We start from the raw sequence: 21,247 nt of genomic DNA on the forward strand, positions 1-21,247 counted from the left end.
GTTGGTTGTCTCAACTTTCCTTTTTTACATTAACTAATCAACGGGTTCTTTTTGTATTTTCTTAAAACAGGCATCAGCATTTCCAGGGGAATTTTGATGGAATAGGTTCCTGTATAGGATGGACAGATTATGCAATCGTCAAAATAGAACTCCACCACATCGTCATTTATAACAAAATTGTTTTTAGCATTAAAAAAATCATCTGCGGAAATAGCCCAACAATCGTAATACATTTCACCAGAATTTATTTTTTCTTTTAAAAGAGAGTTCAAAATTTCGCGGAGCTCTTCTTCGGAACCATTGTTAAAAAAATCTTCATATTTCATAAAAGCTGCACGCTCTAAATCAAAATTTAGGCAATCAAAAGTATAGGCCGCATGTGCCGCGCCGGTGTAATGGTTTTCTTTGTAAAACAATACGCTGATAAGACGGTCATTCAGGTTATAGATTTTATAATCTACCATTCGCAGTTCGTTCTGTTTTGGAATTCCCAAAGAATCGCACAAGCGTTTTTCTTCCAAAATTTGTTTTTCTATGCTCTTGGCATCCACATAGTGCTTGTTTATGTATTCGTTGAAGTTTTCAAATTGGGGCTTTATTTTTTCGTTTAGGTATGGATATTTAAAGTTGAGTGTGTACAAATCGCTTTCCTTTAAAAATGATTTTGAGATCAGCAACTTTTCCATTTCAACCTTGGCATCTTTTTTCTCAAGAAGTTCTTGGCGTTTTATATTGAGCGTTTGTTGTTGGGTTTCTAAGTTTCTGTCGGAAACGCGCAAGGAATCAACAATTTCCTCTGAATTGATTTCTGTTTCAATCTCACTCTTTTTTGAATCGTTCTTGCAGGCGATAAAGGTGAAAAATATCAGGATTGGCAGAAAAACTTTCATGTTTTTTGGGTTTTATATTATAAAAATAGGGAAAGAATGATAGTGAAAAAAACGAAAGCTCAATTAAGTTCCATTACTTATCCAATAGCATTTTCAGTTTTGCAAGCATAATGATTTCACTTTTATTTTTTCCAGCAAAGGCACTTGCAATAGCGTTTGCAGTCTTCCAAATCAGGTCTTTTCTTTCTTTGGTGAAAAGCTTGGGGTGTTCTTTTTTATAATCGGCAAAACTCTCAAAGCAATCTTTTGCATCAAGTTGTTCATAGTCAAACCAATCAAAAACCACTTCTATTTGGTATGCGGCATCTGTATGGAAAGGATCTTCATAATCATCCAGATTTTTCCATTGTTCTGCAACAATATTTTTCAAGGCGTTATATTCTTCTTTGCGCACAACTTTATCCGCCGCGGCAATAGCGTAAAAAAGCTCCCCCATTTTTTGATAAAACAGAAGTTGAGGTTTATCAACGGTTCCCATAATGCGATACTTTAATGATTCTTAAGATTGTAAAACTAAATAGTTTTTGAATGAAATTTTATGATAAAAATCAGTTCACAAAAACTGTTTAAAATCCTTACTTTTGGGGGATGAAGGTTTTTGAGGAAAAAAAGGGAAATATTTTTAGGATTCTTTCTGAAGCCATATCGGAAGGTATCGTCATTGTTAACGAAAAGCAGGAAATTGTTACTTCCAATGAAGCCGCCGATCGTATGTTTGGTTATAATGCCAAGGAGCTTTTGGGAGAAAATATAAACCTTTTGATTCCAAGAGAATATAGACATGGCCACACAGAACAGGTAGATAAATATTTGGAAAAAAGTGACCCGCGCCAAATGGGCCACGGTCGCGATCTTTACGGCCAGCGCAAGGACGGTAGTGTTTTTCCTGTGGAGGCAGGGTTAAATCCTTTTGAGATTTATGGGAGTAAGTATGTAATGGCGCTTGTTACGGATATTTCGGTCCGTAAAACCCAAGAAAAAGAAATTATAGAACTCAACTTGTATTTGGAGCAAAAAGTTGAAGCACGCACCAAGGAGCTCAAACAAACAATCAATGAGCTAAAAGAAGAAGTTTCAAAACGTAAGGAAGCGGAGCACAAAATAATGGAATCGCTTCGAAAGGAACGGGAGCTTAATGAACTGAAAACAAAATTTCTATCGCTGGTTTCCCACGAGTTTAAAACTCCCTTAAGCGGGATTCTTACTTCAGCTATGCTTACTGGTAAATATACAGAGACGGAACAACAGGACAAGCGGGAAAAGCATTTGAAGACCATTCAAAGTAAAGTTAAATACCTGAATAATATCCTGAATGATTTCCTTTCCATTGAGCGTTTGGAATCTGGCAAAGCCACTTATAAATTTGACACTTTTCCACTTAGCAAAGTAGTGAATGAGGTAATTTATAATGCAAATATGCTTTTGAAAGAAGGCCAGCGCATAAATTATCCTCAAAACATAGACGATATCTCTTTAAATTTTGACGAGAAAATACTTGAATTATCGCTTACCAACCTTATAAACAACGCCATTAAATATTCGCCGGAACACACTATTATAGATGTGGTTGTGGTACCAAGTAAGGATTTTTTAACCATAAAAATTATAGATGAAGGTATGGGCGTTCCACAAAAGGAACAGAAATATATTTTCAACAGATATTTCCGTGCTGAAAATGCGCTATTGGACCAAGGCACCGGCATTGGTCTCAATATCGTGAAAAGCCATTTGGAAAACCTAGGAGGTACAATTACCTTTGAAAGTGAAGAAGGCAAAGGCAGCACGTTTACAATTTCTTTCCCTATAAAAAACAATACAAATTAAGATGAAGACAATACTTCTTATTGAAGACGATACCGCATTAAGAGAAAACACTGCTGAACTTTTAGAGCTTTCCGGTTATACGGTTTTTACGGCACCAAACGGTAAAATTGGTATTGAAAAGGCAATAAGCAAAAACCCAGATATCATAATTTGTGATATAATGATGCCAGAAATTGACGGCTATGGTGTGCTTGAAAAAGTGGCTTCAGAAGAAAAAACAAAACATATCCCTTTTATTTTTCTTTCAGCAAAAACGGAACATAAAGAAATACGCAAAGGAATGGATATGGGGGCGGATGATTATTTAACCAAACCCTTTGACGAGCAGGAATTGCTGAGTGCCGTGGAGAGCCGTTTGGCCAAAGCGAGCATTTTGGCAATGCGTGACAATACTAAAGAAGCGAAGGGCAGTGAAGATGATGAAAACCCTCAAAACCTGAACCAGTTGAAAAACTTTTTTTGCGATGAAGGCGAAATAAACAACTATAAAAAAGGAGAAACAATTTACAGAAAGGGCGACCACTCCAACAGTATGTTTCTAATTTTAAAAGGTGTTGTGAAAACGCACACTATGGACGCTAATGCCAAAGAGCTCATTACCGGTCTTTACAAAGCTGACGACTTCTTGGGCTTCACTTCTTTTGACGATAATATTCCTTATAATGAAACAGCCACGGCCGTAGAAGACATAGAAATTGTAGGCATTTCAAAAACCTATGTGAAGGATATTCTGAAAAAAAGTCAAGATGTTTCTTTGGAATTGATGAATCTTTTAACTGACAACCTCTCTGAAATAAAGCAGCAATTGGTGAAAATGGCCTACAGTTCAGTTCGGAAGAAAACGGCCAACACCATTCTTCAATTTGTGGAGATTATGAATAAAAAACCTGAGGCACCTCTTCGAATTTCACGAAATGACCTTGCCACAACCGCTGGAATTGCTACTGAAAGCCTTATAAGAACACTTTCAGATTTCAAGAAAGATGGCATTATAGAAATTGAAGGCCGCGACATTCGCATTATAGATTTGGAAAGCCTACGCGACATAGATTAATATACCCAATCAATTCAATTTTTCTTAAAGCTGATTTTTATCATTTTCTGGCCCGATCAATAAAGATAGATTTGTCGGCAAGTTTATGATACCATGAAGAATATATTGATTCCGACGGATTTTTCTGAAAATTCACGCAATGCCATTAAATATGCATTGGAATATTTTTCCGATGTTGCCGTGAATTTTTATATCCTTCATGTTTCAAATAAAAATCTTAATTTTAAAGAAGAACCGGAAAATATTTCAGATTTCAGTTCTGAAATGCAGACAGTTCAAAGTACTTCCGCTTTATTGAAAGAAGAGATCAGGGTCTGTCAGCAGCTTTCTAAAAACCAAGCCCATGCGTTCTTTCCGCTTCATGAAAACCTAAACTTGGTGGAGGCCATCAGAAAGCAGGTGGCTGAAAAGGAAATTGATTATATTTTGATGGGTACCAGAGGAACTTCCAAAATAAACAGAAGTGAAATGGGAAGCAATACCTGTGATGTGATTACTAAGGTGAAATGTCCCATACTTGTTGTTCCCGAACACGCAAAATTCAGCGGTATTAAAAACATAGCTTTTTTAACGGATTATAACTGCATCTATCGCAACAAGGTAATCACCACACTTTCCGATACTTTGGATACACACCAGTCACCACTTCGGGTGCTTCATATAAGGGCTCAAAATACGGGTTTAACTGCCTCACAAACAGACAACAAAGGGTTTTTGCATTATTTTTTTAAAGAAAAGAAACACAGCTTCCATTTTGTGGAGAATAAAGATTTGGAAATTGGTATTCAGGATTTTGCAGAAACTTGGGAAATAAGCCTGGTTGCTGTTGTTGCCAAAAATTTGAATTTTATTCAAAGGTTGCTGTTGCGCCCAGCATTAAAATCTGTTAGTTATACGGCCAATATGCCTTTTTTAGTACTTCATGAGTAAGGCTTAATGTTCACTGTTCAATAATTGCTTGCAACGCATTGCAAATCACTCCTCAGCTTCAATAGGATAATCTTCATAAAAATCCTCAAAAGTTTTGTCGGTACTATATTGGTCTTTTAAAACTTTAATGACTGAAAACACCAATAAAATTTGCCCTAAAACGGTAAGATAGAAAATCCAGCCGAAATGAAAATTCATAACGGCAAAAGTTGTAACTGTAACGAGTATTAAAGTGGTTATAATTAAATAACCAAGTGCAGTTGGTTTCATAACTTTTTTTGATTCAAGTTACAAAACAAAAAGCACTAAAATCCTTAACTATTCCTTAAAAATCAAGTATTTGGCTGATATATATCATATTTTTTTCAGCTGACACTTACTATCTTTACGTATTGAATTTTTAAACTAAAAGCTATGCGAAAGATACTCATCCCTACCGATTTCTCTGAAAATTCAATGAACGCAGTGAAGTATGCCACAGAGCTTTTTAAATATGACCGTTCTGAAATTTATTTGCTTCACGCCTTTTCGGATTCAGTCTATGAAGATAAAGCCCGGTTGGTTGATTCCGTTTTTGAGGAATTACAGCAAAAAGCACTTCAGAAAGCGAAAGACAATTTGGAAGAAACACAGAAACAAATCCTCAGTTTTTCACCAAACCCAAAACACAACATACACGCCATTGCAGAATTTGGTTTGTTGGTAGACTCTGTAAATGACTGGGTGGAGAAAGAAAATATAGATGTGGTGGTTATGGGTACAAAAGGCGAAACTGCGGATAAAAAAATAACCTTTGGCAGCAATACGCTTCAGGTAATTAAATATGTGAAATGCCCCGTGCTCGCTATTCCGGCAGTTTATGGAGATGTGCATCCGAAGAATATATTGTTTCCAACGGACTATCAATTGCCATACAAACGCCGTGAATTGAAACTGGTGAGCAGTATTGCGAAATGCTTTGTTTCAAAAGTAAATTTCCTTTACGTTTCAAAATTTCCGTCATTCTCCTTGCGCCAGCAGGACAACAAGAAATTTCTGGAAGCCTCTTTTTGCGACAACCAAATCAATTTCCATCAAAAGAGTGGCACAAATGTTACTAAAGCCATCAATACTTTTGTAATTGAGAATCCCATAGATATGCTGGTTATGGTGAATACGCGCCATTCTTATCTGGAAAACATACTATATCAATCAACAATTGAAAAAATAGGACTGCATATAGACATTCCTTTTTTGGTACTTCAAAATTTGCCTCGTTAAAAAATTAAAATTATTGAATATGAAAAAAATACTTGTTCCCACAGATTTCTCAAAAAACGCTTATGCAGCTTTGTTTTACGTTACAAAACTTTTTAGTGATGAAGCACTGCAAATAACCATTCTCCATTCTTTTGGAGAAGAAGTGGGGAAGCTAACGAGCCGTGTGGATATTGGCCGTTCGGAAAATATAATTGAAAAATTGTACCGACAATCTGATGAGGACGGCAAACAATTGGTGCATAAAATTAAATTGGATTCTTCTAAAGTTGCACACAATTTTGAAGTTATTTCCACTCCCGCAACCTTGTCTAAAACTATTAATAAACTAGTATCTACCGAAGGCATAGATTTAGTGGTTATGGGCAGCAAAGGGCGCACTGGAGCCGAAGAAGTTTTAATGGGAAGCACCACAATTAAAATCACAAAAACACTTGAAGGTTGCCCGCTACTCATTGTTCCGCGTGAGGTAGATTTTGTGATTCCGACAAACATAGCTTTTGCTACAGACTATAATGATTTTTTTCAACTTTCAAAACTGCGGCCCATCGTTCGTTTGGTGCGACAGTACAACTCAAACTTGCACGTTGTCCACGTAGGTGCAGAAGAGGATTTGGACGTGCTGCAACAGCAAAATCTGGAACATTATAAAAATGACCTTACAGAATATGATACGGAGTTCCATTTTATTCCGAAAAAGGAAAATATCTCAAAAACCCTTCATAACTTTATTGATGGACGGAATATGGATTTATTGGCCCTCGTGTACCACAAACACGCTTTCCTAAAGAAACTTTTTAGGGAACCTGTTGTAAGTAGGGTAGGGAAGCATACTCACGTTCCAACGTTGGTAATTCCTATTAAAAATTAAAATTTCAGAAGATGAAAAAACAAGTTTTAATCCCGACAGATTATTCAAAAAATGCCTTCAATGCCATTGTTTATGCGTTCGAACTTTTTGCGGAGGAAGATTGTACATTTCACATTTTCCATTCCTATTTTTTAGCGCGTTCGGCCAAGGGCAACGTGTTGTTTCCTGAACCGGAACCGGCTGATTATGACAAGGCAGCAAGGCTTTCCGGCGAAAAAATGGAGGGATTGAAAAAGAAGGTGGGCTTATTGGCAGACAATCCAAAACATATTGTTTATTTCGACCATCAATTTGGAACTCTTATCGAGTTGTTGGAAGAGAAGGTAATGCGCGATAAAATAGACCTTATAGTTATGGGAACCCGCGGCATAACTAATGATAGAGAAGTGGCTTATGGACGAAACTCTGTAAACGTAATGGAAAACATCAGAGGCTGTGCCGTGCTTGCCGTGCCCGCTAATGTTTCCTATAAAAAGATTGGAAGCATCGTATTCCCCACCAACTTTAAGACCCATTTTAACGTGCGGGAAATGAAAACCTTTGTGAAGATTGCGCAGCTCGAAAATTCAGAAATCCAAATCCTTCACATAGGCAATGAGAAAGACCTTTCGGAAAGACAACGAAACAATCGGAAAGAATTGGAAAATCATTTCAGCGAAGTAAACTATACCTATCACTGGCTTGAACATAAAGGCGTGAAGGAAGGAGTATTGTCCTTTGCAGACCAGCAAAATAGTGGGATGATTGTTTTTGTGAATAGAAAGCATTGGTTCTTTGGCAGTGTTTTTTCCAATCCATTGGTTAAAAGTCTCGGCATCCATTCCAAGGTACCCGTACTCGCCCTCCACGACACCAGAAACTAACTCCAATTATGAAGAACAATGCCATTGAAGTAATTAAGCATTCGGGAGAACGGGCCACATTTTCAATAGAAAAACTAAAAAGTTCCCTTCGGAAAAGCGGCGCAGAGGAAGCTTTGGTCAGTGAAATTGCCAACAACGTCCGCGATGAACTTTATCAGGGTATTTCAACGAAGGAAATATACAATCGCGCCTTTGCGCTTCTAAAGAAAAAGAAAAAAGGTTACGCTTCAAAATATAAGTTGAAGAAAGCAATTTATGAGCTTGGCCCCACAGGATTTCCTTTTGAAAAATTTGTTGGGGCAATCCTTTTCTACAGTGGTTATGAGGTAAAGACAGGCCAATTTTTACAGGGAAAATGCGTAACCCACGAAGTAGATGTGGTAGCGCATAAAAATGGCCAATATATAGTGGCGGAATGCAAGTTCCATAGTGATGAAGGTCGTAATTGCGATGTAAAAGTTCCGCTCTATATCCATTCCCGCTATCGCGACATCCTCAATTTTTACGGTGATAAAAACAATGGGGAAAAACCAAATGAGGGTTGGGTTGTTACCAATACCCGTTTTACCGAAGATGCTATTAAATATGGGGAATGCGTTGGCCTCCACCTTTTAAGCTGGGACTTTCCAAAAGATAACGGCATCAAGGATCGCATAGACCGTTTGGGGCTCTATCCTGTTACTGTTTCCACCTTACTAAGTCAGCGAGAGAAACAGTTTTTGCTCAGTCGTGATGTAGTGCTCTGCAAGCAATTGATAAATGATCATTTCTATTTGGATCATTTGGGAATTTCAGAAAAAAGAAAAGAGAGGATATTAAATGAGATTGAACAGTTATGCAGAAAATAAAAATCCATTTCCTCGGTGCAGCTGGAACCGTAACGGGTTCCAAATATTTAATTGAAACTCCCGAAAAGAACATTTTAATAGACTGTGGCATGTTTCAGGGTTTAAAGGAATTGCGCGAAAAGAACTGGGAGTATTTGCCTATAGATGTTTCAACGATAGATATAGTACTTTTAACCCACGGCCATTTAGATCACACCGGTTATTTGCCGCGATTGGTAAAACAGGGTTTCCGTGGAAAAATTATAGGGACTGCGCCAACGCTTGCAATTACAAAAATAATTCTGTTGGACAGTGCTAAAATCCACGAGGAGGAAGCCGAAAAAGCCAATGAGGAAGGCTATTCCAAACACAAACCCGCCGAACCCTTTTATAGCGTGCAGGAAGCCGAAGTGACTTTGGGATTTTTTCAAACTAACGCAAGAGATGAATGGTTTGAACTTTCGAAAAACATCAAATATCGTTTCAGGTATAACGGGCATATTATCGGAGCAACTTTTATCGAGCTGGAAATTTTCGGAAAAACTTTCGTCTTTTCCGGAGATATTGGCAGGGAGCACGATTTGCTGCTTTATCCACCCGAAAAACCGGAATGGGCAGATTATCTTTTTATGGAAAGCACCTATGGGAACAAACTCCATCCGCAGGAAAGCGTTTCAGATAAATTGGTGGAGCTCATCACCAAAACCATTCACAACCGTGGCAATTTGATAATTCCTTCTTTTGCGGTGGAACGCTTACAGACGCTTATGTTTTTGCTTTGGAAGCTGTACGATGAAAACCGAATTCCGAACATCCCCATATTTATTGATAGTCCGATGGGCAACAACGTGCTTTCGGTATTTCAAAATTTTCCGGATTGGCACAAACTGCCGATGAAAGATTTCAACGCAATGAACAATCGGATGAACATAATTACTTCCTATAAAGAAACCTGGGAAACCATTGACAATCCGCAGCCAAAAGTTGTGATAGCAGGAAGCGGAATGGTAACTGGCGGAAGGGTTTTAACCTATTTGAAACAGATGATAGACAAAACCAATACCACCGTTTTATTGGTTGGCTATCAAGCAGAAGGCACCCGTGGCCGCCAAATGCTGGAAGGAGCACATGAATTGAAATTCTTCGGAAAATACTATCCCGTAAAAGCTGAAATTCATCATATTGAAAGCCTTTCGGCACACGCTGACCAGCAGGGGCTTTTGGATTGGACAAGCAATATTAAAAACATACCCGAAGAGACATTTCTTATTCACGGGGAACCCACGGCCCAGGATGCCCTGCGGGTTAAATTGCGGGATAGTTATGGTTGGAAAGTCACTATTCCGAAGTTGTATGAAATAAGGGAAATTTTGGTTTAAGGCTTTTTAATTCACCTTTCTATAACTCCAAACCGCCAATATGTTCATAAGTATTGCAAAAAGCAGCGTCTTCAACAGTTGTGGCAAAATGTCGCCCAAGCCGGATCCTTTCAGCAGAACCATCCGCACGATCTCCACAAAATATTTTATAGGGTTGAATTCGGTAACGATCTGCGCCCATTTTGGCATGCTTTCAATAGGTGTGAAAAGGCCGCTCATCAAAATAAAGATCACGACAAAAAACCAGGCAATAAACATAGCCTGCTGCTGCGTATCGGTAAAATTTGAAATGAGCAGTCCCATTCCGAGAATTACCAAAATATAAATGGAAGTATAGGCGTACAGCAGTAGCAGACTCCCCAGCATGGGCGTGTTGAAGATCACTTTTGCGAGAATCAACCCTATGGTCAGCAGCCCCATTCCAATAATCCAAAATGGAAAAAGTTTGCCGATGATAAACTGACTTTTGCGGATGGGCGTTACGTTTATTTGCTCCAAAGTGCCTATTTCCTTTTCGCGAACAATGTTCATCCCTGAGAGAAACAGGGTTATCATCGTTACTAACAAAACCAAAATCCCCGGTACCATAAATGTTTTATAATCCAAGGTTGTGTTGTACCAAAAGGAAGGGATGCTCTCAATGGTGACGGGCTGTGTAATTTTTTTGGATGTATCCATATAATTCATTTTTACATCTTTATTAAAACTTTGCACAATTTGGTTTACATAAACACTTTCCACACCGGCCGCCGCGCCATCGATGGCGTTTATGGTTATAGAGAGATTGGCGTTTTTTTCCTTTAACAGATTAATTTCAAAATGGTTCGGAACTTCCATTACCACATCCACTTCGCCCGAAAGCATTGCGGCACTGGCTTTTTCCTGCGAGGGAAAATCGGTTAAAACATTGAAAAAGGCAGAGGCGTTAAATTTCTCAATCAGCGCACGGGAGGTTGAGGTGCGGTCGTAATCTATGTACGCAAACTTGATGTTTTTCACCTCGTAGGTGGCCGCATTGGAGAGAATAACGAGCTGCAAAATCGGAAGGATAAATATGATAGGCAACATCCCTTTATTTCTAAAGATCTGCTTGAATTCCTTTTGTATTATGTAGCCGATAGTCTTCATTATTCCAGCCGTATTTTATATTTCTTTACACTCAAGCCAATAAAGAAAAGCGTCATCCCTATTAATATTAACGTTTCCTTCCAGATAAAAACCATTCCTACACCTTTCAGCATAATGCCCTTAATGATTATGATGAACCATTTAGCGGGGATGATATTACTGATTATTTGAAGCGGAACCGGCATGCTAGATATTGGAAAAATAAACCCGGATAGCAGTATCACGGGTAGCATCAAGCCCATCAATGAAATCATCATTGCGGCCTGTTGCGTTTCTGCAATGGTTGAGATTAAAATTCCCAACGCCAAGGAAGTGATTATGAACAAAACACTTTCCAATCCCAATAGAAACAGGCTTCCTTGAACTGGCATCTTAAATATGAAAATGCTCAAAAGTACGATGACCGCTGCATTTATAACCGATAGGAAAATGTACGGCACCACTTTCCCGATAATAACCTGAAAAGGTTTTAAGGGTGAAACCAAAAGGATCTCCATGGTGCCCAATTCCTTTTCGCGGGTGATGGAAATGGAGGTCATCATTGCCGAAACCAACATCAAAATAATTGTCATCACGCCGGGGACGAACATAAATACACTTTTTAGCTCGGGATTGTAAACCATCCGTGTCTGCGGAATTATCTGATACTCCACAACTATCGCCCTGTTTTTTTCCTGCTGATAATTTTGAAGTATCGCATTGATGTAATTGGTGATGGAATTTGCCGTGTTGGGGTCGGTGGCGTCAGTTATTATTTGAATGGATGCTTTCTGTTCTTTGATTAAATTTTTACTGAAATTTTTTTCAAAATTCAACACCGCTTTTATTTTTCCTTTTTTGAAGGCGGTCTCTATATCGGCTTCCCGGGTCAGGATCTGTTTTACGGTGAAATATTTTGAAGCTGAAATCTTATTGATGATTTCTTCGGTTGAAGCATCTTTTGAATGATCCAAAATGGCGATATCCACATTGTTTATTTCATTGGTAATGGCGAAGCCAAAAAGCAAAATCTGCGCAATGGGCATCCCGAAAAGTATAAACAACGACCGCCTATCCCGAAAGATGTGGTAAAATTCCTTTTTTATAAAACCTATAAATCGTTTCATTTTCCCCTCTAACTCCCCAAAGGGGAGAACTTATTTCACTGTTAATTTTTAATTGCAATCGGTATTTTCTCTTTTTCCTTTGGGAAGGGTCGGGGATGGGATTCTCGCCAATTTCAAAAACACATCGTTCATCGAATCAACTTTAAACTGTTCCTTCAGTTTCTTCGGTGTGTCCAGAGCTTCAATTTTTCCTTCCACCATAATGGAAACGCGGTCGCAGTATTCGGCCTCGTCCATGTAATGCGTGGTTACGAAAATGGTCGTGCCTTGGTCGGCGGCTTTATAGATCATTTCCCAAAACTGTCTTCGGGTAATGGGGTCCACACCGCCCGTGGGCTCATCCAAAAAAACAATCTTGGGGTCGTGTAAAAGCGAAACCGAAAACGATAACTTTTGCTTCCAGCCCAAGGGTAGGGAGCCCACCAATTTGTTGCTGATGTTTTCCAAGCCCAATTCCGAAATCAATTGCTCCCTTTTCTCCCTTATTTTTTTTCTCGGCAACCCATAGATGCCTCCAAAGAATGTGATGTTTTCCTTTACGGTTAAATCGTCGTAAAGCGCAAATTTCTGGCTCATGTAGCCAATGTTCTTCTTGATGGATTCCGGCTGGGAATACACATCAAAACCCGCGACGGTAGCTTCACCCGAGGAAGGCTTTGAGATTCCTATAAGCATTTTCATAGCCGTGGTTTTTCCTGCGCCGTTCGCTCCCAAAAACCCAAAGATTTCACCTTTTTTGACTTCAAAACTGATTGTGTTTACAGCTGTGAAATCACCAAATGTTTTGGTTAATTGATTGACTTCTATTACATTTTCTTCTTTCATTACCGCGCTAATTCCATAAAGGCATCCTCTATATTTGCTTTGGTAGATTCTATGTGAATAGCTGTTAGGCCTTCTTTTTCCAGATAGGATTGCAAATCGCTCATTTCAAATGAATCCCTCTTGTCGGTGTAGTGCACAAATTCGCCAAACGGAAAGACGCTATAAACATGCTCGTATTGCTGCAGCGATTGGATCAATTTGTACATATTATCTGCGCCCACATTGTAAATGGTTTTCGGGAATTGGCTTACAATGGCTTCGGGTGTGTCGATTTCCAAAATCTTGCCGCCCTGTATCAAGGCAATTCTATCGCATAATGCCGCTTCGTCCATATATGGGGTCGAGACCAAAATGGTAATCCCCTTTTTTTGCAAGCGTTTCAACATTTCCCAAAATTCCTTTCGCGAAACCGGGTCAACGCCGGTCGTGGGTTCGTCCAAAAAAAGCACCCTCGGTTTGTGGATCAAGGCGCAGGAAAGGGCGAGTTTTTGCTTCATCCCGCCGGAGAGTTTTCCTGCGCGCCGGTTTTTAAAAGGTTCAATCTGGACGTAAATATCCTCGATCAGATCGTAGTTCTCCTCAATCGTTGTTCCGAAAATAGTGGCGAAAAACGTCAGGTTTTCCTCCACCGTCAAATCTTGGTACAATGAAAAGCGCCCGGGCATATAGCCTACGGAATTACGGATTGCTTTATAATCCTTTACAACATCAAATCCCGCAACTGTGGCATTACCTTCATCGGGAATTAAAAGGGTGGTCAAAATCCTGAAAATGGTGGTTTTCCCGGCGCCATCGGGTCCGATAAGGCCAAAGAGTTCGCCTGGATTCACATCAAACGAAATGTCCTGAACCGCTTTTACCTTTTTATAGGATTTGCTGATATTGCTGAGGGAAATGCTCATTTACCCTTCAACTTTGATGGTGACTTCCATCGTAATCTTCGATTTTATTGAATTAGAGATCAAACAAGCCGCCTCCGATTTTTGAAGGATACGCTCTGCGCGTTCGCGGTCCTTTTCGTCTTTGATGGTTACAGTGGGTTCCAGGATTACTTCCGTCATTGCATACTTGCCGTCTACTCTTTCCAGTACGCCTTTCGATTTGCAGCTGAAACCCGAAAATTCCAATTTTGAGTTTTCGGCAATTGCCAAGAATGTGGTCATCAAACAACTGCTCACAGAGGCTGTAAAAAGATGTTCGGGCGACCAAATATTGGGCATTCCCTTTGGGAATTCGGGCGGAGTGGCCACCTCTATGCAATTTGCGGAATGCGAATTGCCCTCGGCCAATTCCGGCGAGCACATCATTCCCTTCCGGTCCTCGCGCCAGGTAATATCTACGTTATAATGATGTTTTTCCATTGTTTATAAATTTTATCTATTGAAAATAATTGTAATACCCTTCCAGGTTTTCTTTGATGCTTGCTGTAACTTCAGCCCCTTCATCTGTGCTTGAAACCTTTCCTAAAACCTCAATTTTTTCGATAAGTGGATGCAGAAAAACGTGCAGGTTGTCGTGCGACGGACCTTCCATGGTACATTTTTTTACCACATAATTTTTTTCCTCATTCAGTTTTGAAGCAAGCGCGTGATAATCTTCTACGGTTTTGGGGTCGTTGGATTTTACCAAATTGAGCATTTTGTCCACCCCTTCAGTTGTTTCCAGATTGGCTTCCCATTTGTTGCCATTGTCCAGTTTTATTTCGTTAACCCAAGAATTGTGCATGGTGTGGGTTTCGGCAGCCATTTCTTCCATTTCATGTTCGTGGACTCCTTCAGTGGTTTCAACGGTGTCAGTACTTTCGTGCTTGTGTTTTGTTTCGTTACAGCTTACTAATAAAGCTGAAAGAATTGCTAATGATAAGATTGTTTTTTTCATAATATAAATGTTTAGGGTTTATAGTTTAGGATTTATTTTTTTGTGGCGAAAGCGATTACATGCCCGTCCAAATCGGCGATGTATCCCACGGTATCGCCCCAATTACGTTCTTGCTGTTCACTAATCTTCTTTCCGCCCAATTGGATTGCCCGCTCAATAAAGTCTGCGGGGTTTGGTACCTTTAAATACAATTCACAACGCGGGATACCGTTAGCTGTTTTGGGATGCGGCATTGCCGGGCAAATAATGTTCGAAATACCGCTCTCCGGCATCAACCCCAGTTTGACGGTTTCCGAAAGGTTGAATTCCGTCATTCCCGGCACGTTCAAACTCGGACTTATTTTGAGCAGTTTTTCATAAAATTCCGCGCTCCGGGCCTGATCAGCGACATAAAGAATAAATTCAATTGTTTCCATAATTTTATATTTTCTCAACCGACTACCGACTAATGACTATCAATCCACATTTCCGCAGGCATCCCGATTTTTAGACTACCGTCGTTTTTTACCGTTACCTTTACCGCATAAACCAAATTTACCCGCTCCTCCTTGGTCTGGATTATTTTGGGGGTAAACTCTGCCGAAGCCGAAATCCAACTTATTGTTCCCTTGTAATCTTTCATTTCTTCACCGGAATCAATTTTTACGCTTACCTCTTGTCCAATTTTAATGTTTGGGAGCTGCGTTTCGCTTATGTAAACACGCAGCGTCATTTCTTCCAAATCGGCAATTTTATACAGTGGTTTTCCAAAGGAGACAATCTCTCCCGGCTCGGCATATTTGGTCAATACCGTGCCTTTTATCGGGTTTGTGATTTTGCTTTTAGCAATCTGTTCTTCAATTTGCGCTACTTTGGCATCTATGGATTTTACCTCATTCACGATAGGCGCATTTTGGGTTTCCACGTTTTGTATTTGCTTTTTCAAAACGTCCACTTGGCTGTTGGCCTGGTCCAATTGGCGCTTGGTGGCAGCGTTTTCGGCAAACATATTTTGGATGCGCTCCTGTTCGGTTTTTGCGGTCTGCAATTGCTGGTTCAAAACGCTTACTTGTGACCAAACGCCTCCCGATTTTGAAGCAACGGTTTCCTTTGAAGCAAGTAACTGTTGTTTGCTTAAATAAGCCTGAACTGTATCTACAAGCGCAATGGTAGTTCCTTTTTCTAAAACTTGCCCTTCCTCAACGTTCAGGTATTGCAGTTTTCCGTTTGCTTCGGAAGAGATTGTAATTTCCGTGGCTTCAAAATTGCCGTATCCATCGGCTTTTTTACCGTTGGAACAGGAAGAAAGTATTCCAAACAGAATTACTGTTATAAAAATATCTGATTTGTTCATTTGAATTTTTTTATTTCAACTTTTGGTTACTTTAACAGAGGTCTCGACTGCGCTCGACCTGACATTTTGCTCATTCATTAAAATTTCCTTTAATTACTTTATAATTTGCCTTTGCAAGCGCCAACTGGACTTCGTGCAATTGTTGGTCAATTCTGGCTTCGTAAAGATTGTTCAGTTCCGTGATGTATTCCGAAGAAGTTATAGCGCCATTTTGTAATTGCGAAGTGGTAGCCTGTAAAACTTTTTCGCGCAGTTCAATAATTTCTGAGTCTTTCCGAAGCATTGCTTCATATTTATTGATGTCACTTTCGGCTTCTTTTTGTTGCATTTCGTTGTTCAACACAAAAGTTTCTTTTTCAGTGGAAACTATTTGCTTTGAAATATCCACAGCCTGTTTTTGTTCCTTGGTTTTTCCCCAATCAAAAATGTTCCAATTCAACTTCAGTCCGACGATATAAAAATCCTGAAATGAATTGTCCAGCATATTCAATCCCGGATTGCCATAACCAGCCTGTGCAAAACCTAATAATTTTGGATAATTGCTTTTGGAAATCACTTCTTTAGAAGTTTCCAACTGCGTTTCCTGCAAATTGAAAAGTTCCAATTCAGGTCGCTGCGATTCATTTTCTACCGGAACCAAAATCTCTGGATTAGTTAAAGTTGTAGTATTGTCCAAATTCTGAAAAATCAGCAAAGAGAGGTTTTTCAAAGCTTTTTTCCTGTCGAAATTAACTTGCGAAAGTTGCTGCTCCAGCTTTAGTTGTTCGGCTTTCAATACTTGTTCGGAAGCGGGGAGGACCGCGCCATATTTCACTCCAGCACTTACTTCTTTTATGCGTGCATCGAGCTGTTCCATTTTTGAAATCAGCAATTTTTCCTGTTCCTGAAAAAGTAAAACGCTGAAATAGCTTTGGTTTATTCGGTTTTTTAAAGTGTAAAGATTTACGGCGATTTGTTGTTGCTGGGTTTCCAATTCTGCAGTTTTCAATTTTGAATTTGCCGTGATATTTCCGCCGTTATAAATCAATTGGTTGGCATCCAGCGTTGCGCGATATTGGTCTTTGTTGGGCGGTTCAACGGTTGAATTTGGAATTTGAAAGGGAAATTCAATCACATCTGATTGGTAAGTTGCCTGCGCGTTAAAATCTAATTTGGGAAGTTTTCCTTTTTCCAGAACCTTAATTTCAGATTTTGTTTTTTCTTCCAATAATTCGGTTTGCTTCGCCAAGGGATAATTTTTTTCAGCAAGCGAATAACATTCTTCCAATGTCAAAGTTTGCTGTGCTGAAAGAAATAGTGGGGCGAGGCCGAAGATTGTAAAGAATAGCCTTTTCATTTTTTTACTTTTTTATGGAATTGATAATAAACTCAGAGACCGAAACCTTTCGTTCTTCCATCATTTTTTTGAAAGCCTTATCGTCAATTTTCAAAAACCCTTTTATCAAAGGAGTAGCCACGAAAGGGAAAATATTCAACGATATAATATTGATAAAAAGTTGCTCTCCATTTATTGGTTTCAAAATGCCCTTTTCCACTTCTTCGTTCACTTGATTTTTAAATTTTTCCAGTGTTGGAAAAGCTGCGTTTTGTTGAATTTTCTCAAAAAATTTTGGATTGCGATTCAATTCCTGAATTATGAAATTGGGCAGGTACGGATGTTTTGATATAAAGGAAATATAATTGTGCGTGAAATTTTTCACTTTATCCTCAATGGATGAATCATCGTTCAAAATTTTATTGAGCTGGGGAGCTAAAAGTGAAAATGCATTCGTGAAAACCGCCTCAAAAAGTAATTGCTTACTGCGGTAGTAATAATGTAGCATTGCTTTATTTATGCCCGCTTCGTCAGCAATTTCCTGCATACGCGCGCCATCCATTCCTTTCTTTTGGAATACATTTTCAGCAGCATTCAATATTTGCCCTTCCGTATCCTGATTTTTATTTGTCTTTGCCATTTTTTAACTTTATGGTTTAACCGTTTGGTTAACAAAGATACATATTATATCTTTACACAAAATATTTTCAGCAGAATTTTAAAAAAATTCAATAGCGATTGATGAATGTCATATATAAGCTTGAGGAAATACTTTAAGTTTATTATTTCTTTTGAGATTTCATCAAAATTTGAAAAAAGAGAAGCGTATATTTACAAACACTTGATTAACAAGGGTGTGTGATTCTGAATGATTAGATTTTAAAAATAAACTTCTATGCAAAAATTATTGGCAACATCAGTATTTTCAGTACTTCTTCTGGGTTGTTCAAGCAGCCGTTTGGTTGATGAATACATAAATACAGAAGCACCAAATTTTCAGGCAAATAAAGTTTTGGTGGTTGGTTTAACACCCGATGAAGGACTGCAGCGCCAATTTGAGTACAGTTTGCAACAAGCTTTGGAGGCCGAAGATGTGGTTGCTATAAAAAGTGTTGATTATTTTGAAAGTAGTTTTAACGAAAACAATCAATCTGAAGAGAATTTGGGCAATATTGAGAAGGAACTTTTAAACGCTGGATTTGATGCGGTTCTATTTTCAAAAGTAACGGGGCAGGAGAGCAAGGTAACCATCGGGCAATCCTACCGAAACCTCACAAAATCCTTTGAGTCATTCAGTGATTATTATAATGAGAATAAACCTATTTACGGCAACTCACAAACTGAGGATTATCCAGTTTATAATACCGAGACTTCATTATATTGTCTTTGCCCCGGAAAAGAGCAGGATTTAATTTGGCGTGGAAAGATAGATATTGTTGATCCGCCAAAAAGTGCGTCAACCATTCGAGATTATGTAAAAACACTTGTGAAAACGCTCAAAAAGAACAATCTTTTGATTGTAAAATAATCTTTTTAAATTCACTCGTGAAGCACCAAAAGCGGAACAGGCGAACCATAGCTTATTTTTGAGGTTTCTGACCCGAAAATAAAACGGTTTAAAAAGCTTTTTCGCTCCACAACCATTACATGGAGTTGGATTGGAATTAATTGCTCAAAAGCATTAATTGCTATTGATGCAGGAATATTTTTTATGGCAAAACGCTCAAAACCAATTTCTTTGAAAACTTCTTCACTGTGGTTTCTTTTAGTTGCCAGTTCAATATTTTCTTCTTCTATTTCAAGAATTTTAAGAGATGCTTCATGTTTTTTTACTATTTCAGAAACAACACTAAGTGATTTGTTTGACACCTCATATTGATAATTGAGTGATAGCAAAACGGAATTAATTTTTTCAAAAGAATACCCTTCGGGAACCACAATAACCGGACAATCAACGTTTCTTATAACTTTTAATGTATTGCTGCCAAAAACAACTTCAGCAGCACCCGTTGCACCATTTGAGCCCATGATTATTAATTCAATTTTGTTTAGGGCAACTGCTTGGTTTACGGCATCAACAATATTGTCAAAATCAATTTTGGGAACAAAACTGAAATTTTCCTTTTCAGAAATTGACTCACAAAATTGAACCATTTTCTCAAGTTCCTTTTTATTGTCATTCAAAATACCTTCATAAACCGAAGTTCCTGGAGCGCCATAAAGCACATCTGCAGTAATATATCCCGATGGTTTTTGTGAATTGAGGATATAAAAGGTACAGGTTTGACCTTCAAAAAACTTTAGGGCGAAGTTAACTGCATTCTTTGAGTTTTCTGAAAAGTCTGTGGGTAAAAGAATGTTTTTCATTTTTAAATTATAAAAAATTTCTCAAATATAATTCTTCAAAATGACTTCAAAAATGATTTTAATCATACATAATTAAGAGTGTAAATTTTAAAATATCACTTTGATAATAAGCTGTTTAAAAGCAATATTTAGTTATGGGATAAAACACTCTTTTTATATGATAAAAGTCATATTCTATTTCCAACTTGAAACCTAATTTTGTCTTGTAAATTAATTTTAACAACTATGAAAAACATAATGAAATCACTAACCGCAATTGCAATCTTGACCTTGATAAGCTGTGGTGGAAAAGAAGAAAAAAAGAATGATGGTATTCAAATAGGCCAAAAGCCTGCTGCAACTGAAACTCCAAAAGAGGAGCCGGCTTCAACCGTAAAACCATCAGAAACGATTGACCTAACAAATAAAGGAGTTGGGCCAATTAAAAACTTGGAACTTCCCGCTGAAATTGACCAAGCTATGGCAGCGAAAGGGATGGAGGTTTACAAAACAAAATGTATGGCCTGCCATAAACCAGACAAAAAATTTATTGGTCCTGCGCCAACAGGAATTTTTAAAAGACGTACACCAGAGTGGATTATGAACATGATTTTAAATCCAGAGGAAATGACCCAAAAAGATCCGCTTGCGAAAGCACTTTTGGTAGAGTTCAACGGATCGCCAATGGCTAATCAAAACCTAACTGAGGAAGAGGCCAGACAAGTATTGGAATATTTTAGAACACTTTAATATATACACTTAAACAACCAAACCCCTTGCAGGGTCTAGGCCCTGCAAGGTTTAAAAACCAAAACCAAAATGAAAACAACGCTTAAACTGTTATTTTTTACAGCCGCAATCCTTGTGTTTTCAGCATGTAAAAACGAAACAACAACTGACGGTGATGGAACTACTCTTGAAAGTTCCACAACAAATGATGCCACTACTGAAAAACAAGGTCAGGCATTTATTGAAAATGATGAATCAAAACCTAATGTGCTTCAAATTGCCATAGGTTCACCAGATCACACAACACTTGTAGCTGCAGTTCAAGCAGCTGGATTAGAAAATGCTTTGGTAAATGCTGGTCCTTTGATGGTTTTCGCGCCTACCAACGCTGCTTTTGATGCTTTGCCAGCTGGTACTGTGGAAGAGTTGCTAAAACCTGAAAACAAGGAAAAGTTGGCTTACATTCTTAAAAACCACGTTACTCCTGGAAACTATTCCAAAGATTTTTTGAAAAAGTTTAAAAAATTGGGGCAAGCGAATGGTGAAGATGTAACTGTTGAAGTTAACGGTGAAGATGTTCTTGTGGGCGGTGCCAAAATCATTGCCAGTGTTCCTGCCGGAAATGGAATTGTGCACGTTGTTGACAAAGTGATTTTACCTGCAAATTAATCAATTGAATAATATAATATAAA

25 protein-coding genes are annotated in these 21,247 nt (G+C 38.5%); 11 read left to right on the forward strand and 14 right to left on the reverse strand.

Going from position 1 to position 21,247, the window contains the following annotated elements; translation table 11 throughout:
- Window positions 1-29: 29 nt before the first annotated feature.
- A complete protein-coding gene (locus Q2U82_RS10935; protein WP_410004905.1) occupies window positions 30-890 on the reverse strand; it encodes an RsiV family protein in 861 nt (286 codons plus the stop codon).
- 73 nt (window positions 891-963) lie between these two features.
- A complete protein-coding gene (locus Q2U82_RS10940; protein WP_410004906.1) occupies window positions 964-1,368 on the reverse strand; it encodes a hypothetical protein in 405 nt (134 codons plus the stop codon).
- Window positions 1,369-1,478: 110 nt separating this feature from the next.
- Between Q2U82_RS10940 and Q2U82_RS10945 the strand changes: the two genes are divergently transcribed.
- The 3 genes from Q2U82_RS10945 to Q2U82_RS10955 all read left to right on the forward strand — a co-directional run bounded on the left by Q2U82_RS10945 (window position 1,479) and on the right by Q2U82_RS10955 (window position 4,698).
- Entirely contained in the window at window positions 1,479-2,714 is a 1,236-nt protein-coding gene (locus Q2U82_RS10945; protein ID WP_410004907.1) for an ATP-binding protein, read from the forward strand.
- 1 nt (window position 2,715) lies between these two features.
- Window positions 2,716-3,768: a response regulator gene (locus Q2U82_RS10950; protein ID WP_410004908.1), complete on the forward strand. Its 1,053-nt coding sequence runs from the start codon at window positions 2,716-2,718 to the stop codon at window positions 3,766-3,768.
- 93 nt (window positions 3,769-3,861) lie between these two features.
- On the forward strand, window positions 3,862-4,698 hold the full coding sequence (locus Q2U82_RS10955; RefSeq protein WP_410004909.1) for a universal stress protein: 837 nt from the start codon (window positions 3,862-3,864) through the stop codon (window positions 4,696-4,698).
- A gap of 45 nt (window positions 4,699-4,743) precedes the next feature.
- On the opposite strand, the gene Q2U82_RS10960 is transcribed toward Q2U82_RS10955, so the two are convergent.
- Entirely contained in the window at window positions 4,744-4,968 is a 225-nt protein-coding gene (locus tag Q2U82_RS10960; RefSeq protein ID WP_410004910.1) for a hypothetical protein, read from the reverse strand.
- A 144-nt stretch (window positions 4,969-5,112) separates the two neighbouring features.
- On the opposite strand from Q2U82_RS10960, the gene Q2U82_RS10965 reads away from it, so the two are divergent.
- The 5 genes from Q2U82_RS10965 to Q2U82_RS10985 are packed head-to-tail and all read left to right on the forward strand — an operon-like array spanning window position 5,113 to window position 9,895.
- Window positions 5,113-5,958 carry a universal stress protein gene (locus Q2U82_RS10965; RefSeq protein ID WP_410004911.1) on the forward strand — a complete coding sequence of 282 codons (846 nt, stop codon included), beginning with the start codon at window positions 5,113-5,115 and terminating at the stop codon, window positions 5,956-5,958.
- Between the two features lie 19 nt (window positions 5,959-5,977).
- The gene (locus Q2U82_RS10970; RefSeq protein WP_410004912.1) at window positions 5,978-6,826 is read left to right on the forward strand and encodes a universal stress protein; all 849 of its coding nucleotides are present in this window, start codon (window positions 5,978-5,980) and stop codon (window positions 6,824-6,826) included.
- A gap of 11 nt (window positions 6,827-6,837) precedes the next feature.
- The gene (locus tag Q2U82_RS10975; protein WP_410004913.1) at window positions 6,838-7,689 is read left to right on the forward strand and encodes a universal stress protein; all 852 of its coding nucleotides are present in this window, start codon (window positions 6,838-6,840) and stop codon (window positions 7,687-7,689) included.
- A gap of 8 nt (window positions 7,690-7,697) precedes the next feature.
- A complete protein-coding gene (locus tag Q2U82_RS10980; RefSeq protein WP_410004914.1) occupies window positions 7,698-8,537 on the forward strand; it encodes an ATP cone domain-containing protein in 840 nt (279 codons plus the stop codon).
- Window positions 8,525-9,895 (forward strand): MBL fold metallo-hydrolase RNA specificity domain-containing protein, encoded by a 1,371-nt coding sequence (locus Q2U82_RS10985; RefSeq protein ID WP_410004915.1) that lies wholly within the window; start codon window positions 8,525-8,527, stop codon window positions 9,893-9,895. Before Q2U82_RS10980 ends, Q2U82_RS10985 begins: the two co-directional genes overlap by 13 nt.
- A gap of 6 nt (window positions 9,896-9,901) precedes the next feature.
- Here Q2U82_RS10985 and Q2U82_RS10990 read toward each other — a convergent pair whose 3' ends face one another.
- The 10 genes from Q2U82_RS10990 to Q2U82_RS11035 all read right to left on the reverse strand — a co-directional run bounded on the left by Q2U82_RS10990 (window position 9,902) and on the right by Q2U82_RS11035 (window position 18,120).
- A complete protein-coding gene (locus Q2U82_RS10990; RefSeq protein WP_410004916.1) occupies window positions 9,902-11,023 on the reverse strand; it encodes an ABC transporter permease in 1,122 nt (373 codons plus the stop codon).
- Window positions 11,023-12,129 (reverse strand): ABC transporter permease, encoded by a 1,107-nt coding sequence (locus tag Q2U82_RS10995; protein WP_410004917.1) that lies wholly within the window; start codon window positions 12,127-12,129, stop codon window positions 11,023-11,025. Before Q2U82_RS10995 ends, Q2U82_RS10990 begins: the two co-directional genes overlap by 1 nt.
- 48 nt (window positions 12,130-12,177) lie before the next feature.
- Complete coding sequence (locus Q2U82_RS11000; RefSeq protein WP_410004918.1) at window positions 12,178-12,954, reverse strand: ABC transporter ATP-binding protein; 777 nt, start codon at window positions 12,952-12,954, stop codon at window positions 12,178-12,180.
- Entirely contained in the window at window positions 12,954-13,856 is a 903-nt protein-coding gene (locus tag Q2U82_RS11005) for an ABC transporter ATP-binding protein (RefSeq protein WP_410004919.1), read from the reverse strand. The genes Q2U82_RS11000 and Q2U82_RS11005 overlap by 1 nt, the downstream gene beginning before the upstream one ends.
- Window positions 13,857-14,315 (reverse strand): OsmC family protein, encoded by a 459-nt coding sequence (locus tag Q2U82_RS11010; RefSeq protein ID WP_410004920.1) that lies wholly within the window; start codon window positions 14,313-14,315, stop codon window positions 13,857-13,859.
- 16 nt (window positions 14,316-14,331) lie between these two features.
- Window positions 14,332-14,832, reverse strand: a complete 501-nt coding sequence (locus tag Q2U82_RS11015; RefSeq protein ID WP_410004921.1) for a hypothetical protein — start codon at window positions 14,830-14,832, stop codon at window positions 14,332-14,334.
- A 32-nt stretch (window positions 14,833-14,864) separates the two neighbouring features.
- Entirely contained in the window at window positions 14,865-15,248 is a 384-nt protein-coding gene (locus Q2U82_RS11020) for a VOC family protein (protein ID WP_410004922.1), read from the reverse strand.
- A 29-nt stretch (window positions 15,249-15,277) separates the two neighbouring features.
- Entirely contained in the window at window positions 15,278-16,165 is an 888-nt protein-coding gene (locus Q2U82_RS11025) for an HlyD family secretion protein (protein ID WP_410004923.1), read from the reverse strand.
- A gap of 70 nt (window positions 16,166-16,235) precedes the next feature.
- Entirely contained in the window at window positions 16,236-17,501 is a 1,266-nt protein-coding gene (locus Q2U82_RS11030) for a TolC family protein (protein WP_410004924.1), read from the reverse strand.
- Between the two features lie 4 nt (window positions 17,502-17,505).
- Entirely contained in the window at window positions 17,506-18,120 is a 615-nt protein-coding gene (locus tag Q2U82_RS11035; RefSeq protein WP_410004925.1) for a TetR/AcrR family transcriptional regulator, read from the reverse strand.
- A 255-nt stretch (window positions 18,121-18,375) separates the two neighbouring features.
- Here Q2U82_RS11035 and Q2U82_RS11040 point away from each other — a divergent pair, with 255 nt between their 5' ends.
- Window positions 18,376-19,008 (forward strand): hypothetical protein, encoded by a 633-nt coding sequence (locus tag Q2U82_RS11040; protein WP_410004926.1) that lies wholly within the window; start codon window positions 18,376-18,378, stop codon window positions 19,006-19,008.
- An 11-nt stretch (window positions 19,009-19,019) separates the two neighbouring features.
- Here the strand turns inward: Q2U82_RS11040 and Q2U82_RS11045 are convergent, their stop codons facing one another.
- On the reverse strand, window positions 19,020-19,847 hold the full coding sequence (locus Q2U82_RS11045; RefSeq protein WP_410004927.1) for a universal stress protein: 828 nt from the start codon (window positions 19,845-19,847) through the stop codon (window positions 19,020-19,022).
- Window positions 19,848-20,072: 225 nt separating this feature from the next.
- Between Q2U82_RS11045 and Q2U82_RS11050 the strand changes: the two genes are divergently transcribed.
- Together Q2U82_RS11050 and Q2U82_RS11055 are read left to right on the forward strand one after the other, a co-directional pair.
- Entirely contained in the window at window positions 20,073-20,576 is a 504-nt protein-coding gene (locus tag Q2U82_RS11050; protein ID WP_410004928.1) for a c-type cytochrome, read from the forward strand.
- 69 nt (window positions 20,577-20,645) lie between these two features.
- Window positions 20,646-21,224 (forward strand): fasciclin domain-containing protein, encoded by a 579-nt coding sequence (locus Q2U82_RS11055; RefSeq protein ID WP_410004929.1) that lies wholly within the window; start codon window positions 20,646-20,648, stop codon window positions 21,222-21,224.
- Window positions 21,225-21,247: the final 23 nt, after the last annotated feature.

Source organism: Aequorivita nionensis, from assembly GCF_046352995.1.
Taxonomy (GTDB): Bacteria; Bacteroidota; Bacteroidia; order Flavobacteriales; family Flavobacteriaceae; genus Aequorivita; species Aequorivita nionensis.